Origin of the sequence: Burkholderia sp. BCC1047 (genome assembly GCF_902833155.1) — a bacterium.
Classification (GTDB): Bacteria; Pseudomonadota; Gammaproteobacteria; order Burkholderiales; family Burkholderiaceae; genus Burkholderia; species Burkholderia sola.
Window position 1 is genome coordinate 67,857 of record NZ_CADFEH010000036.1, and the last position, 16,510, is coordinate 84,366.

Below are 16,510 nucleotides of genomic sequence, written 5' to 3' on the forward strand. Positions count from 1 at the left end.
GGGTCACGACGCGCGCGTCGCGCGCTCGCCGTCCATCGCGCGGCGCAGGCTCGCGGGGCGCATGTCGGTCCAGACGGTTTCGATGTGCGCGAGACAGTCGGCCTTCGGGCCGCGCACGCCGACCTCGCGCCAGCCGGCGGGCACGGGCCGGAACGTCGGCCAGATCGAATACTGTTCTTCGTCGTTGATGACGACCGTATAGACGAGATCGTCGGTGTCGGCGGAAGGCGTCGGGGCTTGCGTCATGATCGGAAATCGCTGGGCGGTTGAAGGAAGCGAAGCGGCGGATTCGGCCGCTCCTGTCTGATAGACGGTTGGCCGGCGCGTTTTTTTACCGCCGCCGTGCGCGGCCGCCCAGGAACACCGGGCAGGCGACGCCGCGATGGCATGCGTCGAGGCATTCCGCGCAGTGGCGCTCGGCGTCGCGCACCATGAAATGCACGAGCGTCTGCGACACGTTCAACGCGCGCGCCGCGGTCTGCAGCGTCTCCTCGCGCAGCCGCACCATCTCGAATGCCGCCCGGCTGCGCGCCGGCAGGTCGTCGAGCGCGGCGCACACGCGCCGCAGCGTATCGCGCGTCATCAAGGCGGCTTCCGGCGTCGGCTCGGGCGACGGCACGTCGTAGCCGTCGTCCTCTTCGGTGTGATAGACGTTTTCGAGGCTTTGCCGGCGGCACGCGTCGATCGATGCGTTGCGCACCATCCGCGTCACGTACGCGACCGGCTGGCGCACCGCGTCCTGATTGGGGAATTCGACGAGCTTCACGAATACGTCGTGCACGACGTCCTCCGCGCGGCTCGCGCAGCCGACGAAGCCGCGCGCGACGTTGACGAGCATCGCGCGATGCGAGATCAGCACATCGAGCAGCGCGCCCTGCGCACGCGGCTCGGACGCCCGGCGCGCACGCGGCGCGGCGCGCGGCGGCAGGTCCGGATAACTGCCGAGGAACGGGTTTGCCGCTGCCGCTACCGGTCGGTCGAGCACTTCCGCCATCGCCATCGATCTGCTCCGTCAAATTCCGAGATAAGGGAATTTAACGTAAACGCAAATCATTCTCAATCCGATTACGAGATAACCCTTTAGGTTAGTGGGATTTGTCTGAACAATTGCCGGAATGCCTGCTTCGGCGGACGGGACGAACGCGACGGGTCTACGAAGAACGGCAAACTTTCCGGGCCGAAGGAAGTTGCCCGGTGACCGAAACGGCCGAGATTCACGACGCGGCCGCGCCCACCGCCGTCAGTAGATGAACAACCGGATCGTCGCCGTCGCATCGAACCGCCCGATCTTCGGCGGCCCGAACGACTTCAGCACCGCGTCCATCAGCACGCTCTGATTCATCACGTTGGACGCGAACTGAGCCAGCGTGAACTGCTGGTTGAACGGAATGGCCTTGCCCTGGCTATCCTCGATCCCAATCCCGAAATTGCTGTCCTGCGCCGGCACCAGCAAACCGTTCCGGACCGGAAAACTCGTTTCGAAATACCCGTCCACCCGCACCGCGACGTTGCATTTCTTGGTCAGCGACAACGAGAACCGCTTGCGCGGCACCGCCGGCATGAAGCCGTTACCCGCCGCCTGCACCTGCCCGAAATTGACGATGCCCGGTTCGGGCGTCACGAGGACGTCGACGAAGCACGGCGTCGGCTTGAGGTTGCGCAGGCCGCTCAGCCGGTACTGGAAGCTCGTGCCGAACGCATTCAGCCCGAACTCGCCGTCGAACTGGAACACCGTGTAGATATCGCTCGGCGGCTGGATCCAGTTGCCCTTCTTGCGCACGACGACCTGGTAGTCGATGCTGATGTTCGTGCGCTGGCAACGCCCGCGGTCGAAGTCGTACCGGGTGCACGGCGGCACCGAATACCCGGTAAACACCCCGCCGCCGCGATTGCTGGTCTTGTCGAAATAATCGACGCCCTTGTAGCGGATGCCGATCTCGAGTCCCCATGCGGCAGGGTCCGTACGATTCGGATTCGCGTAGAAGTAAATGTTGTCGACGACCTTCAGGCTGCCGGCGTCCCCCAGGTCCTTGTAGCAATACCCCGACGTCGTGCGCACCGGCGACACCCAGATCACGTAGCCGTCCGGCGCGTCGGTCGGATACGACGCCACGCCGCCGATCGGCTCGGTCAACGACGTCGCGCCGCTGTTCGTCAGGCAGCGCAGCGCCCACGCCGGCTGCACGGCCGCGATCAGCAGCGCGAGGACGACCCAGCGCAGCCATGCCGCCGGCGCCGCTCGATGACGCATGCCCGCGCTCATTGCTTCACGCTCTTGCACACACCGGCGTCGCACGCATATTCGACCGCCACCTGGCCGCCGTAATCGTCGATATGCGTGACGAACAGCGTCGCCGGCGTCGCGGCCTTGAACGGCACGTCGGCCGTGCTCATTGGGCTCACCATCACCGGCTCGATCGGCACCGGCGTCTTCTGCGCGCCCGCGCTCACGTCGACCACCGTCACGTGGTACGGCGTCGGGTTGTCGAACACGAGCTTGTGCGCGGCCGCCTCCACCCGCAGCGTCATCGGCAGCGTCCAGTCCTCGTCGCGCGCGGGCTGCACGGCCTTCGGCCGGTAGAACAGCTTCATCTGCGTATGCAGCGCGATCTGCAGCGTGTTCGGCGTATCGGTCTTCGGCGGCACTTCGCGGATGTTCAGGTAGAACACCGTTTCGCGATCGGCCGGCAACTCGGTGCCCGGCAGTTTCGCGATCCGCAGCACGTTGCGCTCGTTCGCCTCGATGCGCTGCAGCGGCGGCACGACCATCAGCGGCGATGTGGTCTTGTTGCCCTTCGCGTCCTCGAGCCACGACTGCACGAGATACGGATACGTCGCGCTCTTGTTGGTGATCGTCACGATCGCGGCCTGCTCGCCTTCGTTGAAGATCACGCGCGTGCGATCGGGCACGATCGCCGCCTGCGCGGCGCCAGCCAGCATCGCGCCGACGGTCGCGAACGCGCACAGCGCGCGCCGCGGGAAAGAAAGGGAGAAAGCGTTCTTCATCGCTGGATCCATGAAAATCATCGTTCGACCCGCGCGGCCGCCGCATGCGACTCGCCCGGTGTCCGGCACGTCACCGGAATCGGCGTGCCTTCGAGTTGGAGCTGGTTCGGCAGGGTGTCGATCGTGCACAGCGTGCGTTCGCCCGCCCGCACCGCCAGCGCGGATTTCGGCTGAACCTGGGTCAGGAACGCCGCGCCGCCCTCGCCGACGATGCCGAGCTCCTTGCCGTTCGCCGCGTCCTGCACCGACGCGCCGAACGGCAGCGCGTGGCCGGCCGCGTCGGTCAGCGTCAGGTACAGGTTGCTGCCGCGCGCGGCGGAGAACTTCACGAAGCCGATCGCGCCGTCGGTCAGCACCATGCGCTGGATCGGGTTCGTCACCTGCACTTCGAGCGGCAGCTTCTCGACGTTCACGGTCGCGTCGTACACGTTGTAAGGCGAGATGCCGTCGAGCACCGCGTAGCCGCGCGAATCGGTGTGCGTGAGCGTGCCGGACAGCGGCACGTCGGGCACGCCGTCGGTCGATACCAGCAGCCGCGTATCGCCCGCATTGCCGTTCGCGTGCGCGGACACGCCGTACTGCGTCGCGACGAACGAGCCGTCGACTTCGAGCGACGCGGCCGCATACGCGTTGGCGAGCGTCGACGCCTGCGCGGTGAGCTGGTACGCCGACGTGCGTTGCCGGAAGCTCGCGTTCGCCGATGCGCGGCCGTCGGTCTCGCCCGCATTGACCTGATAGGTGCGACCGGCCGGATCGTCGTAGATGTAGCCGGCGTTCACGCTGGTGCTGCCGTTGCCCGTCGTCAGGTTCGACGTGACGGTGTGGCGGCCGCCGATCGGCAGCGTCGCGGTGACCGAGAACTGGTTGCCGCTCGCGCCCGCGCTCTGCGTGCGGAATGCCGACACGCTGACGTTCAGGTTGCGCAGCGTGCCGATCGAGAACGCACGCGTGAGCGTCAGGCCGACCCGCTGCTCGGACGCGCGCGCCCAGTAGGTCGTCTGGTCGTACGAGAAATAGGTCGACGTGTCGCCGAAGCGCTTCGACAGCGTCGCCGAATAGCGCTGCTTGCTGTTGGCGAGGCCGTACGCGGTCGGATCGCCGGAGAACTGCGCGAAGCTCGTGTACTCGCGCTCCGAGAAGCGGTAGCCGAAGAAGCGCACGTCCGCATCGAGCCCGTCGAAGTGCTTCGAATAGTTGATCCGATACGAGTTGCCGTTACGTGTCGCGCCGTTCCACCACAAGCGCGCCCGCGCATGCGTGACGTCGGCCGACACCGCGCCGAACGCGCCGAAATCGCGACCGACGCCGAGCGCGATCGACGTATAGCCCGACGCGGCGATGAAGCCGCCATAGGCGGTGACGTCGAACGGCAAACCGTACGCGATTTCGCCGAACCCGAAGAACGGCGTGATGCCGGCGCCACCGAACAGGCGTGGCTTGCCGACCGCGGCCTTGTAGCGCAACTGGCCGGTGCGCGCGAGGAACGGCACGGCGGCCGTCGTCACCTGGAAGCGCTGCACGCTGCCGTCCTCTTCCTCGACCGCGACGTCGAGCGTGCCCTGCACGCTCGTGTTGATGTTCTGCAGCGCGAATGCGCCCGGCGACACGCGCGTCACGTACAGCACGCGGCCGGCCTGCGACACGGTCACGGTCGCGTTGGTGCGCGCGACGCCCGAGATCAGCGGCGCATAGCCGCGCAGCGACGGCGGCAGCATGCGGTCGTCGCTCCGGATCGACGCGCCCGTCAGTGCGAACGTGTCGAAAATGTCGGAGGTCAGATAGTCGTCGCCGAACGTCACCGTCGACTGGATCGACGGCAGCGCGCGAAACGCATAAAGCCGGCTGAAGCGGAACGTGCGGTCCGCGTACGCGGTGTTGCCCACGTTCGATTGCGCCTGGTAGTCGCCGCGAAAACGCCACGCATCCCAGTTCGCGCCGACCGTCCCGTACGCCTGGATCGCATTCGTCTGCCCGCCGCCCGCACCGAAGTTGCGGTTCGTGTTCGCGATCACGCGATAGTCGAGCATCGCGCCGGGAATCCCTTCGGACCAGTGCTCCGGCGGCAGGTAGGTCGAATCGGTGAATTCGAGCGCGGCCTGCGGAATCGTGATCTTGAGCCGCCCGTCGCTTTTCAGGTAACGCACGGTCGCCCCTTCGATCGCGGCGAGGTCGACGCAACTGCCGCCCGGGAAGCGCGGCAGGTCCTTGACCAGCGACGGCTTCAGGCCGAAACGCGCGACGAGCGCCGGTCGCAGGCACGGCTTGCCCGCGCCCGTCGCATCGACGGCCACGAATTCGATCGGTTGCAATCCGAGGTACAGGTCGTTGACCTGCACGTCGAGCATGTACTCGCCGGGCAGCGTGAAGTCGGCCTGCGAGAACTGCGACAGGTCGACGTTGCGCGTTCCGTCGATGTCGAGGAACGACGAATTGAATTCCGTCGCCTGGCTCTGGCTGCCGACGACCAGCACGGAGACGCAAAGGAAGGAATGTCTGATTCGCACGCGGTGCTACCGGGAGTCCGAGGAGAAGGAAAACGGGAGGAAGGACGAAGGAGGAAGGGATGCACGCATCCCTCCTCCGGTACGGACGCTTACTGGTAGCGGACCGTGAAGTTCGCGACGCCGTCGGCGGTACCCGGCGTCACGCCGGCTGCCGTCGCTTCGTACATCGCCGCGAAGCGTGCGATGTTCGTGCCGTTCTGCAGCAGCGTCGGCGCCTTCTGCTCGGCGCCGTTGTCGAGGTATTCGCCCGACGCGGCCTGCAGGCGGATGCCGACGTTGGTTGCCGAACCGATCGTGGCGAGCAGCTTCGGCTGGCCCGCGCTCGACGTGCCCGTGAACGTGAAGTACGCGTTCTTCGCGACGCTGGTGTCGCAATCGGTCAGCTTGATGTCGAAGTTGGTCGGCGTGGACTTGTCGCCGGCTTGCTTGAACACATTGGTCGGCACCTTGCCGAGGTTCACGGTCTGGTTGACCGAGCCCGAGTCGATGCCGCATGCGCCCGCGACGATCTCGCCCGTGAAGTTGATCGTGCCGGTGCCCGCTGCGAAGGCCGAGGTCGACAGAGCTGCGAGTGCGACAGCGCTCAGGATGGATTTTTTCATGAGGTTTCCCGTAAGGAGTGCAAATGGAATGGACGACGTGGCGGACACAAACGACAGCGCACGGTGGCTCCCGTCCGACACGAGGCGGCATTATCGAGATAACCACGAAAGATTTCTGTAAATCATTGTCAAATGCATCTGACAATGTTCGATTTACCCCTATAAAACCTCATTATTTCCCTTCCATTTTCAATCCCGGATTTTTTATCCGCAGTCCTTTTTGATTTTCCGGAACCGATTGAAGATTAAGGGAATTTCTTGCCGATAATCATCGACGCCGCGTACTTCCTTGCTGGTGCTGGCTTGCGCAGGACCGCCACTCAAAGGACAAAACATTGTCCAACACCGCCATCGTTGTCCGATTACAACGCCAATATCGAATCATTTTCAACTGACAGGAAATTAACAATGGCATTCCATCAATATGAATTGATCGCGCAAACGATTGCGCGAGAATACAAACGTTTTACTGCGACACTTTGCCGCCATCATTAATTCCAATATATTGATTAATCCATTCGTCAATTACCGATCTTGAATCGCATGCATGCGCGGCCGCTGGAACGCGGCTGGCTTGCCGGATTGGACGAGATGAAAAAGGAAAGGACGCGGCACACGTTTGCGCCGGGAGCGACACGACCGGTCGCCGGATGCGGGTGGCAGGGAAGCAACCGCTCCGCCCTGCCGGGAGATGAAAAGGAGGCGCGGAACAGCGCCAGGAAGCGCCGATGCCGCGCGGCGAAACGACGGGCATCACGCGCTGTCGAAGCAGCGGCCGCACGTTGAATCGTACGGCCGCCGTCATGCCGCCCGACACGCTGCCGCGTCAGGCGACGCGTCGCACGTCACGCGGAAGCCGCGGCCTCCGCCGTGGCCGGCGCCCAGCCGCCGCCGAGCGCGCGATACAGCGCGATCGCGTTCGCGAGCCGGAGCTGCCTGAGCCGGATCAGCTCCTGCCCCGACTCGTACGTGCTGCGCTGCGCGTCGAGCAGCTCGAGATAGGTCGCGACGCCGCCCGCATAGCGGCGCTCCGCGAGCCTCAGCCGCGCGCCGTCCGCCGCATATACGTCCTGCTGCGCGGCAAGCTGCCGGTCGATCCAGTCGCGCGCGGCGAACGCATCGGCCACTTCGCGAAACGCGGTCTGCACCGCCTTCTCGTATTCGGCGACCGCGATGTCCTTGCGCGCGTGCGCGACGTCGAGGTTCGCGCGATTGCGACCGCCCGCGAAGATCGGCAGCGTGATGCGCGGCGCGAACGTCCACACGCTGGTGCCGGCCGCGAACAGGCTCGAGAACGCGTCGCTCACCGAGCCGTAGTCGGTCGTCAGCGCGACGCGCGGGAAGAACGCCGCGCGCGCCGCGCCGATGTTCGCGTTCGCCGCCTTCAGCCGCGCCTCGGCCTGCCGGATGTCCGGCCGCCGTTCGAGCAGTTCGCTCGGTGCGCCCGGCGCCACGGGCGCGATCGACAGCGTGTCGAGCGCGGTCGCGTCGTCGGGCACGTTGCGCGCGAAGTCGCCCGCCAGCAGTTGCAGCGCCTGTACGGCCTGCGCATGCTCGCGCTGCAGCGCGGCCTGCGACGCGCGCGCGGACGCCACCAGCATCTCGTCCGAACGCAGCTCGATCGCGTCGCTCGTGCCGGCGGCATAGCGGCGTTGCGTGAGCGCGGCCATCCGTTCGCGGGCTTCGAGCGTGCGCTCAGCGAGCGCCAGTTGCTCGTGCAACGATCGCTCGGAAACGTACGCGCCCGCCACTTCGGCGATCACGCCGATGCGGACCGTGCGCTGCGCGTCGGCGGTCGCGAAATACTCGGCGAGCGCCGCGTCGGACAGGTTGCGCACCCGGCCGAACAGATCGAGCTCGTATGCGCTGACGCCGACGCCCGCACGATACAGCCCGCTGATCGCGCTTTCGCGCACGACCGGGTCGTACTGGCGCGCGCGTTCGTAGCCGAGATTCGCGTCGACCGACGGCATGCGGTCCGCGCGCTGCACGCCGTACAGCGCGCGCGCTTCCTCGAGCCGGCCGGCCGCGATCCGCAGGTCGCGATTGTTCGCGAGCGCCGCGTCGATCCACGCCTGCAGCGCCGGATCGGTGAAATACGCATGCCAGTCGTCGAGCAGCGCGGCATCCCGTGCCGCGGCCGATTGGGCCGCCGGCGCCGTACTGCCGTCGACCGGCGCATAGGACGCCGGCACCGGCGCCGCCGGGCGCTCGTAACGCGGCGCGAGCGAGCACCCGGCGAGCGCGAGCGCGGCGGCCAGCGCGACCGGCACGCGCCGCGCGGCGCGTGGATTCAGCGCGAACATCATGGTTGCGAACCCTCCATCGTCGTCGGCTGCGCACCGCCGCGCCGGCGTGGGCCGACGTCGAACAGGCGGCCGACGATCACGAAAAACAGCGGGACGAGAAACACCGCGAGCACGGTCGCCGTGATCACGCCGCCGAGCACGCCGGTGCCGATCGCCGTCTGCGCGCCGGACGCGGCGCCCGACGCGAACGCGAGCGGCAGCACGCCGACGCCGAACGCGAGCGACGTCATCACGATCGGCCGCAGCCGCAGGCGCGCGGCCTCGAGCGCCGCGTCGACGAGCGACATGCGCTGCGCGACGAGATCCTTCGCGACTTCGACGATCAGGATCGCGTTCTTCGCGGACAGCCCGATCGTCGCGATCAGCCCCACCTTGAAATAGATGTCGTTCGGCATCGTCCGCAGCGTCACGCCGAGGACGGCGCCGATCACGCCGAGCGGGACGACCAGCATCACCGCAAACGGAATCGACCAGCTCTCGTACAACGCCGCGAGCGCGAGGAACACGACGAGCACCGACAGCGCGAACAGCATCGGCGCCTGCGCGCCCGACAGCCGCTCCTCGAACGACTGCCCCGACCACGCATGGCCGATGCCGGCCGGCAGCTTCGCGGCGATCCGCTCGATCGCGGCCATCGCGTCGCCGCTGCTGTGGCCGGCTGCGGCCGAGCCGTTGATCGTGAACGACGGATAGCCGTTGTAGCGCGTGAGCTGCGGCGGCCCCATCGTCCAGTGCAGCGTCGTGAACGCCGCGAGCGGCACCATCTCGCCGCGCGCGTTGCGCACGCGCAGCTTCTTCACGTCGTCCGGATCGAGCCGGTGCCGCCCGTCGGCCTGCACCATCACGCGCCGCACCTGCGTGCCGTGCATGAAGTCGCCGATATAGTCGGAGCCGAACATCACCGCGAGCGTCGTGTTGATCTCGTCCATCGACACGCCGAGCGCGGACGCCTTCGCGCGATCGATGTCGAGCTTCAGTTGCGGCGCGTCCTGCGTGCCCGCGAACATGAGATCGGTGAGCGCGCGATCCTTGCCGCCCGCCGCGAGCAGTTGCTCGCGCGCGGCGCTGAACGTCGCGTAGTCGAGCCCGCCGCGGTTCTGCAGCCGGAAGTCGAAGCCGCTCGACGAACCGAGATCGGGCAGCGCCGGCGAATTCATCGCGAACACCGTCGTGTTCGACGTGCCCGCGAAGCGCTCGTTGATGCGCGCGACGATCGACTGCACGTGATCGCGCACGGCCTTGCGTTCCTTCCAGTTCTTCAGCGTGACGAAGATCATCCCGCCGTTCGGCCCTTCGCCGTACAGGTTGAAGCCGCCGAGCGCGTACGTATAGGCGGTCGGCTCGTCGCGGCGGATCGCCGACTCGACCGCGCGCACGCTCTGCATCGTTTCCGCGAGCGGCGTGCCTTGCGGGCGGATCACCATCACCATGAAGTTGCCCTGGTCCTCGTCCGGCAGGAACGCGGTCGGCAACTGCGTGAGCATCAGCACCGCGGCCGCGGTCAGCGCGCCGTACACGACGAGCCAGCGCAGCGGCTTCTTCAGCATCGTGCCGACCCGCGTCGCATAGCGCTGCGTCGCGCGCGCGACGAAGCGGTTGAACCCGCCGAAGAAGCCGCGCTTCTCGTGATGGTCGCCGGCCACCGGCTTGAGCAGCGTCGCGCACAGCGCGGGCGTCAGCGACAGCGCGAGGAAGGCCGAGAAGCCGATCGACACCGCGAGCGACAGCGCGAACTGCCGGTAGATGTTGCCCACCGCGCCGCCGAAGAACGCCATCGGCACGAACACCGACGTCAGCACCACGGTGATCCCGACGATCGCGCCGCTGATCTGCTGCATCGCCTTGACGGTCGCGTCGTACGGCGCGAGCCCCTCCTCGACCATCAGCCGCTCGACGTTCTCGACGACGACGATCGCGTCGTCGACGAGGATGCCGATCGCGAGCACCATCCCGAACATCGTCAGCACGTTGATCGAGAAGCCGGCCGCGTACATCACGCCGAACGTGCCCGCGAGCGCGACCGGCACGACGAGCGTCGGAATCAGCGTCGCGCGCAGGTTCTGCATGAACAGGAACATCACGAGGAACACCAGCACGCCGGCCTCGATCAGCGTCGTGACGACCTTGTTCATCGACACGCGCACGAACGACGACGTCTCATACGGAATCTGGTATTTCACGCCCGGCGGGAAGTATCGGGACAGCTCGTCCATCGTCGCGCGCACGCGCTTCTCGGTGGACACCGCGTTCGAACCCGGCGCGAGCTTGATGCCCATCCCGGTCGCGACCTTGCCGTTCACGTACGACGGATAGTTGTAGTCGTTGCCGCCGAATTCGACGCGCGCGACGTCGCGCAGGAACAGCGCGGCGCCGTCGGCCCGCGCGCGCAGCGCGATCGCGCCGAAATCGGCTGGCGTCTTCAGCGGCGCGTCCGCGAACACGGTCGCCGCGATCGGCGCGCTGTCCGGCACCGCGCTGCGGCCGATGTCGCCGATCGTCACGCGTGCGTTGTGCGCGCGCACGGCCGACGCGATGTCCGACGCGGTGAGCCCGTGCCCGGCCAGCTTCACCGGGTCGGGCCAGATCCGCATCGCATATTCGGCGCCCCAGAACTGCACCTTGCCGACGCCCTCGACGCGGCGCAGCGCCTGCACGACGTTCGCCGACGCGTATTCGCCGAGCTGCACGTCGGTCATCCGGCCGTCGTCGGACGTCAGCGACACGACGAGCTGGATATTGTCGGCGGCCTTCTCGACCTGGATGCCGTCGCGGCGCACGGGCTCGGGCAGGCGCGCGTCGACCGTCTTCAGCCGGTTCTGCACTTCGACGGCCGCGAGATCGGCGTTCACGCCCTGCTTGAACGTCAGGTACAGCGACGCCGCGCCGGCGCTGCTCGTCGCGGACGTATACAGCAGCCCCGGCGCGCCGTTCATCTCGCGCTCGATCAGCGCGGTCACCGATTCCTCGACGACCTGCGCGGACGCGCCCGGGTACGTCGCATAAATGCTGACGACGGGCGGCGCGATGTCCGGGTACTGCGCGACGGGCAGCGCGCGAATCGCGAACAGGCCGCCCAGCATGATGAAGATCGCGATCACCCATGCGAAGACGGGGCGATCGATGAAGAAACGTGCCATGTTGGTTTGAACCGGTCAGGTTTGACGGGCGGCCGCCTGCGAAGCGGCCGCTGCCGGCGCCGCCTTCGACGGCGGCGCCTTTTCGACGGGCTGGACGGCCGTATCGGGCGCGAACTGCGCGACGTCGTCGACGATCACGCGCTCGCCGCCCGCAAGGCCGCGCGTGATGCGCCAGTCATGGCCGCTCATCTGGTCGGCCGTGACCTCGACGTCCTTGACCTTGCCGTTCGCGCCGACGACACGCACCGACGTACGGTCGGCCGTGCGCAGCAGCGCGTCTCGCGGCACGAGGATCGCGCGCCGGTCGACCGCCGTGTCGAGCGCGATCCGCACATACGCGCCCGGCAGCAGCTCGCGCTCCGGATTCGGGAACAGCGCGCGCATCGCGACGGTGTCGGTGGTCGGATCGACCGCGAGATCGCTGAACAGCAGCTTGCCCTTCAGCGGATACGCGGTGCCGTCGGCGCGCAGCAGCGTCACCGCGACGTCGTGCTGCGCGATGCCCGTCGCGCGCCCGCTCTTCACCGCGCGACGCAATGCGTCGACGTCGGCGGCCGGCTGCGAGAAGTTCACGTAGATCGGATCGAGCTGCTCGACGGTCGTGAGCGGCGTCGCCTGGTCCTGGCCGACGAGCGCGCCCTCGGTCACGAGCGCGCGCCGTGCACGGCCCGCGATCGGCGCGGTGACGGTCGCGTAGTCGAGCTGCAGTTGCGCGCGCGCGAGTTCGGCCTTCGCGGACGCGACCTCGGCCTTCGCCTGCGTATCGGCCGCGACGGCTTCGGTGTGGTCGCGCTCGCTCACCGCGCGATCGCGCACGAGATCGTCGTAACGGCGGCGCTTGTCGGTCGCCGCGAGCGCGGCGGCCTGCGCCTTCGCGAGCGCGCCCTGCGCGGCGTCGCGCGCGGCCTTCAGCGGCGCGGGATCGATGCGGAACAGCACCGCGCCCTGCTTCACTTCCTGGCCTTCCTCGTAGGTGCGCGCGGTGACGATGCCCGCGACCCGTGCGCGGACTTCCGCCTGCCGGTATGCGTCGAGCCGGCCCGGCAGTTCGACCGTCATCGGCACGGCCGTCGGGCGCACCGTCACGACGGTGGCCTGCTTCGCTGTCTCCGGCTCGGCGTCCTTGTCGCCCTTTCCGCATCCGGCCACGGCCAGCAGCGCCGCGAGCGCGAACGGCGCCAGCCGCATGCGGCGCCACAGGGTGCGTTTGTTATTCATGTTCTGACCTCGGATCGTTCGCCGCCGATACAATGCGGCGGCTCAGGGTGGCCGATTATAATCAGTCACGACTGATTAAATACATCCGCTTTCCATCCGGCTGACGCACTGTCTCAATAAAACGACAGCGAACTGTAAGGAATTTCACGACATGGCCCGCAAGACCCGGGAAGAATCGCTCGCCATCAAGCACCGGATCCTCGACGCCGCCGAGCTCGTGCTGCTCGAAAGAGGCGTCGCGCAAACCGCGATGGCGGACCTCGCCGAGGCCGCCGGGATGTCGCGGGGCGCCGTCTACGGCCACTACCGCAACAAGATGGAAGTGTGTCTGGCGATGTGCGACCGCGCGTTCGCGCGCACGTCCGAGGGGTTCGACGCGGGCGACGGCCTGCCGCCGCTCGCCACGCTGCGGCGCGCCGCGTCGCACTACCTGCAGGAATGCGGCGAGCCGGGCCCGATGCAGCGCGTGCTCGTGATCCTCTATACGAAATGCGAGCAGAGCGAGGAAAACGGCGCGCTGCAGCGGCGCCGCATGCTGCTCGAGCTGCAGATGCTGCGGATCACGAAGGCGCTGCTGCGTCGCGCGATCGCGGCCGGCGAAGTCGCCGCCGATCTCGACGTGCATCTGGCCGCCGTCTATCTCGTGTCGCTGCTCGAAGGCGTGTTCGCGTCGATGATCTGGACCAACCGGCTGCGCGGCAATCTGTGGAATGACGCCGAGGCGATGCTCGACGCCGGTTTCGACGCCGTGCGCACGTCCGGCGCCCTGCGCAGACGCGCGCAAAAATTGCCGGACTAGCGGAAATCGTCGTAATAAATGCTGATTTAACCCGATTTACCGCAGTGCGAAACGAGTGAGCCGACCCTCTTTAAAATTTTTAACGTTTCGCGGAACATCGGTAGACTGACGCTGTCATCTTTCTTTAGCGTCTTCGTGATAACCGGGTTCGACCCGGTATGCACGCCGCCGTTCGAAGCGGGCACCGCCCCGCAGGTTGGGTCGAACGGAAACGACACAGGCCCCTGGCGGGGCCTGTTTTGTTGCACGCCCGCCGCCCGCCCCGTCGCCGTTCGACGGATGTGCCGCCGGCGGCCCCCGCCCACACCCCTTTGAACCGCTTTCCTGGATGTGGACACCTTGGTCAAGTCTGTCGCAACCCCTGATGCCGTCGCGCCCGGTCGCGCGCAGCGCGCCGTGCGCGCGCTCGTGCCGGCCGCCGTGCTCGGCGCCCTCGCCGCATTCGGCCTCGCCGCCGCGCTGCCGGCCGTGTCGCAATTGCCGGGCGCCGTCGATTCGGGCACGGCCGCGCTGCCGCAGCGCGTGCTGTCCGATACGCCGTTTCCCACCGCGCAGCATTTCGTGACGAGCGAACTCGCCCGCACGATCGGCGAGCGCAACGAACACGTCGATCGCAACGATCGCAGCCTGCAGCCGGGCCTGTTCGCGCCGCTCAGCGCGCATCGCAACGACATGCTCGGCTACACGAGCCTGTTCCAGTTCGCGTCGCCCGATCACCGGCAAGGGATGCGCGCGGGCGACATCGAGCTCACGCTGTCCGATACGCTGAACCGTCTCGACGTGCCGCCCGAAGTGCGCATCCAGCTCGGCGACCTCGTCACCGGCAAGGTCGCGATGCGCGCGAGTGCGCAGCGCGGCGACTATTACCGCGTCGCGTTCGACACGAACGACGGCACGCCGCGCCTCACCGCGCTCGAGTTGCGCGTCGCCGGCCGCACGTTCGGCGCGATCTGGTTCCGCGCGCCGGGCGCCGAGCACGGTGCGTACTACACGCTCGACGGTTCGCCGCTCGAAGCCGCCGCGTTCACGATGCCGGTCAAGTGGACGCGCATCAGTTCGTTCTTCGGCGAGCGCGTCCATCCGTTGTCGCAGGCGATGGCGTTCCATACGGGCGTCGATCTCGCCGCGCCGAGCGGCACGCCGGTCGATGCGGCGGCCGACGGCGTCGTGTCGTTCGTCGGCACCGATCCGGGCGGCTACGGCCGCTATGTGATCGTCGATCATGCGGACGGCTATTCGACCTACTACGCGCACCTGTCCGCGTACGCTCGCGGGCTGAAGGTCGGCGAAACCGTGAAGCAGGGCCAGCGCATCGGCTCGGTCGGGATGACGGGCGCGGCCACCGGCCCGCACCTGCATTTCGAGGTGCGGGTCGCGAACGATCCGGTCGATCCGCTCGTCACGCTCGCGAACGCGCAGACGGGGCTGTCCGACATGCAGCTCACCGCATTCCGCCAGGAAGCCGCGCAATGGCGCTTCCGCCTCGCGTCGATCAATAAGACGCCATTCGCGTTCGCGCAGAACGACGGGCCGCTGTGGGGGGATTTTGCGACCGGTCCGTCGACGTTGCGGGCGGTTTTTGATACGCACTACTCGGCGGAACGAGGCTGACTCCGACGCATACGGTCCTGGTGGTTAGAGAAGAGCGTACGGTTGTCAGAATGCTCCCGCGCTCTTCTCTACACCGTCAGCTGGTCACGCGCTTGAGCCAATGTTTTGGCACGAGGTAAAAGCAGACCTGCGCTCGATACCGTCGGCGGTGTGCACCTACCCCCGTAGTTGACCGAGATAGGCCCTCTCCTGACAAACAAGACCGCGTTTATTCAGAACTGAGCAGTCACCTGAAAACCGAGCGTCACTCGCGCAGTCGGAAAACCCGACGGCTTGTAGACGGGCGTACCTGCGAAAAGATCGTACGCATAGGCTCCGAATCGCGTGCCCACGCTGCCTTTTATGCCGATCACGGCGCCCGCCAATTGCGTCCCGACGAGGGCCACAGGCTGCGGGCCCCATACGCGACCATAGTCGAGTCCCACATAAACTGCCTGCCCCGTCTGCCCGATCGGCGCCTGCAGTTCGTTGCGCCAGTAGAAGCCGCGTGCTGCGGCGAGCATCGTTTCGCCGTCGAAACCACGCACCGTATAGCGACTGCCAATCGTCAAATCGTCGATGTAGTAAAGCGTGTTTCCGGTGTACTGGCCGTGGAATGTGCCGACATAGCGGAATGGCTGCTTGCCGATCGCGAACGGCACCGACAGGTTCGCGTCGAGCACCGCCATCTTGAACCGATAGGTCGGTCCGCCTCCCTCAGCCAACGTATCGTGCTGAGCCCCCAACCCACCGACGCCTTGACGATATGCAAGCGAGCCGTCGAGCTGTGCGCCGCCGAAATAGTGGCGATCGGTCAGGCCGAGTTCGATCATCGTGTTATTGCGGCGCTGCTGCGAAATCTCGGTGTCTTCGATAAAGCTTTGGCCGAAGCGACGCGACAGGCGAACGTATGCGCCGAATACATCGTTCTGACTACGCGACAGCACGCGGGCCAGCTTGAAATCGACCGTCTTCGAATTGCCGCTCGCGACGAATGTCTGGTTCACGCCGGCAATTTGCTGGTAGTACGTGTTCGTGTAGGCGGACAGCGTGGCCGTCCAGTAGCCCCACGGAATCGAGTAGAAGCCGTTCCATCCGTGCGAACCGAGACGCTTGTCGCCGAATTCGAGGTCCTGGCTCACGCCGATGTTGAAGACGTCGTTCAGGCCGAGCGGGTTGTCGATGCCGAGCGACAGGTTGCCTTGCTGTTGATTTGCATGGAATCCTGACCCACGATTTGCATTGAATTCTGACCCACCCCTTGGACCAGCTTTGCGGGTTATTCGGTGGGTATCTGGGTCTTCTTTCTCTCCTTTTTTGGCTGTGTCGTGCTGTTTCTGAAACG

The 16,510-nt window shown here is 66.7% G+C and carries 12 protein-coding genes; 2 read left to right on the top strand and 10 right to left on the bottom strand.

Annotation, left to right across the window (positions count from 1 at the left end):
* Positions 1-3: 3 nt before the first annotated feature.
* The 9 genes from HWX55_RS29175 to HWX55_RS29215 all read right to left on the bottom strand — a co-directional run bounded on the left by HWX55_RS29175 (position 4) and on the right by HWX55_RS29215 (position 12,776).
* The gene (locus HWX55_RS29175) at positions 4-246 is read right to left on the bottom strand and encodes an MbtH family NRPS accessory protein (RefSeq protein WP_175978253.1); all 243 of its coding nucleotides are present in this window, start codon (positions 244-246) and stop codon (positions 4-6) included.
* An 85-nt stretch (positions 247-331) separates the two neighbouring features.
* On the bottom strand, positions 332-1,000 hold the full coding sequence (locus HWX55_RS29180) for an RNA polymerase factor sigma-70 (RefSeq protein WP_050012605.1): 669 nt from the start codon (positions 998-1,000) through the stop codon (positions 332-334).
* A gap of 240 nt (positions 1,001-1,240) precedes the next feature.
* Complete coding sequence (locus HWX55_RS29185) at positions 1,241-2,263, bottom strand: fimbrial protein (RefSeq protein ID WP_175978254.1); 1,023 nt, start codon at positions 2,261-2,263, stop codon at positions 1,241-1,243.
* Entirely contained in the window at positions 2,260-3,006 is a 747-nt protein-coding gene (locus HWX55_RS29190) for a molecular chaperone (RefSeq protein ID WP_050012603.1), read from the bottom strand. The genes HWX55_RS29185 and HWX55_RS29190 overlap by 4 nt, the downstream gene beginning before the upstream one ends.
* A 17-nt stretch (positions 3,007-3,023) precedes the next feature.
* On the bottom strand, positions 3,024-5,477 hold the full coding sequence (locus HWX55_RS29195) for a fimbria/pilus outer membrane usher protein (protein ID WP_175978261.1): 2,454 nt from the start codon (positions 5,475-5,477) through the stop codon (positions 3,024-3,026).
* A gap of 122 nt (positions 5,478-5,599) precedes the next feature.
* The gene (locus HWX55_RS29200) at positions 5,600-6,112 is read right to left on the bottom strand and encodes a fimbrial protein (RefSeq protein WP_050012601.1); all 513 of its coding nucleotides are present in this window, start codon (positions 6,110-6,112) and stop codon (positions 5,600-5,602) included.
* Positions 6,113-6,957: 845 nt separating this feature from the next.
* Positions 6,958-8,418 carry an efflux transporter outer membrane subunit gene (locus HWX55_RS29205; protein WP_175978262.1) on the bottom strand — a complete coding sequence of 487 codons (1,461 nt, stop codon included), beginning with the start codon at positions 8,416-8,418 and terminating at the stop codon, positions 6,958-6,960.
* Entirely contained in the window at positions 8,418-11,558 is a 3,141-nt protein-coding gene (locus HWX55_RS29210; protein ID WP_175978255.1) for a multidrug efflux RND transporter permease subunit, read from the bottom strand. Before HWX55_RS29210 ends, HWX55_RS29205 begins: the two co-directional genes overlap by 1 nt.
* Before the next feature lie 15 nt (positions 11,559-11,573).
* Positions 11,574-12,776 (bottom strand): MexX/AxyX family multidrug efflux RND transporter periplasmic adaptor subunit, encoded by a 1,203-nt coding sequence (locus tag HWX55_RS29215; RefSeq protein ID WP_175978256.1) that lies wholly within the window; start codon positions 12,774-12,776, stop codon positions 11,574-11,576.
* Between the two features lie 151 nt (positions 12,777-12,927).
* On the opposite strand from HWX55_RS29215, the gene HWX55_RS29220 reads away from it, so the two are divergent.
* Both HWX55_RS29220 and HWX55_RS29225 read left to right on the top strand, forming a co-directional pair.
* Entirely contained in the window at positions 12,928-13,575 is a 648-nt protein-coding gene (locus HWX55_RS29220; RefSeq protein ID WP_124556425.1) for a TetR family transcriptional regulator, read from the top strand.
* Between the two features lie 339 nt (positions 13,576-13,914).
* Entirely contained in the window at positions 13,915-15,186 is a 1,272-nt protein-coding gene (locus tag HWX55_RS29225) for a M23 family metallopeptidase (RefSeq protein ID WP_175978257.1), read from the top strand.
* A gap of 212 nt (positions 15,187-15,398) precedes the next feature.
* Here the strand turns inward: HWX55_RS29225 and HWX55_RS29230 are convergent.
* A partial coding sequence (locus HWX55_RS29230; RefSeq protein WP_244140674.1) for a ShlB/FhaC/HecB family hemolysin secretion/activation protein occupies positions 15,399-16,510 on the bottom strand: 1,112 nt, incomplete at its 5' end.

What these genes read in the sequence shown, in the direction of transcription:
- HWX55_RS29175 (WP_175978253.1), bottom strand. Translation starts at nt 246, where the DNA reads ATGACGCAAGCCCCGACGCCTTCCGCCGACACCGACGATCTCGTCTAT.
- HWX55_RS29185 (WP_175978254.1), bottom strand. Translation starts at nt 2,263, where the DNA reads ATGAGCGCGGGCATGCGTCATCGAGCGGCGCCGGCGGCATGGCTGCGC.
- HWX55_RS29220 (WP_124556425.1), top strand. Translation starts at nt 12,928, where the DNA reads ATGGCCCGCAAGACCCGGGAAGAATCGCTCGCCATCAAGCACCGGATC.
- HWX55_RS29205 (WP_175978262.1), bottom strand. Translation starts at nt 8,418, where the DNA reads ATGTTCGCGCTGAATCCACGCGCCGCGCGGCGCGTGCCGGTCGCGCTG.
- HWX55_RS29210 (WP_175978255.1), bottom strand. Translation starts at nt 11,558, where the DNA reads ATGGCACGTTTCTTCATCGATCGCCCCGTCTTCGCATGGGTGATCGCG.
- HWX55_RS29190 (WP_050012603.1), bottom strand. Translation starts at nt 3,006, where the DNA reads ATGAAGAACGCTTTCTCCCTTTCTTTCCCGCGGCGCGCGCTGTGCGCG.
- HWX55_RS29215 (WP_175978256.1), bottom strand. Translation starts at nt 12,776, where the DNA reads ATGAATAACAAACGCACCCTGTGGCGCCGCATGCGGCTGGCGCCGTTC.
- HWX55_RS29200 (WP_050012601.1), bottom strand. Translation starts at nt 6,112, where the DNA reads ATGAAAAAATCCATCCTGAGCGCTGTCGCACTCGCAGCTCTGTCGACC.
- HWX55_RS29180 (WP_050012605.1), bottom strand. Translation starts at nt 1,000, where the DNA reads ATGGCGATGGCGGAAGTGCTCGACCGACCGGTAGCGGCAGCGGCAAAC.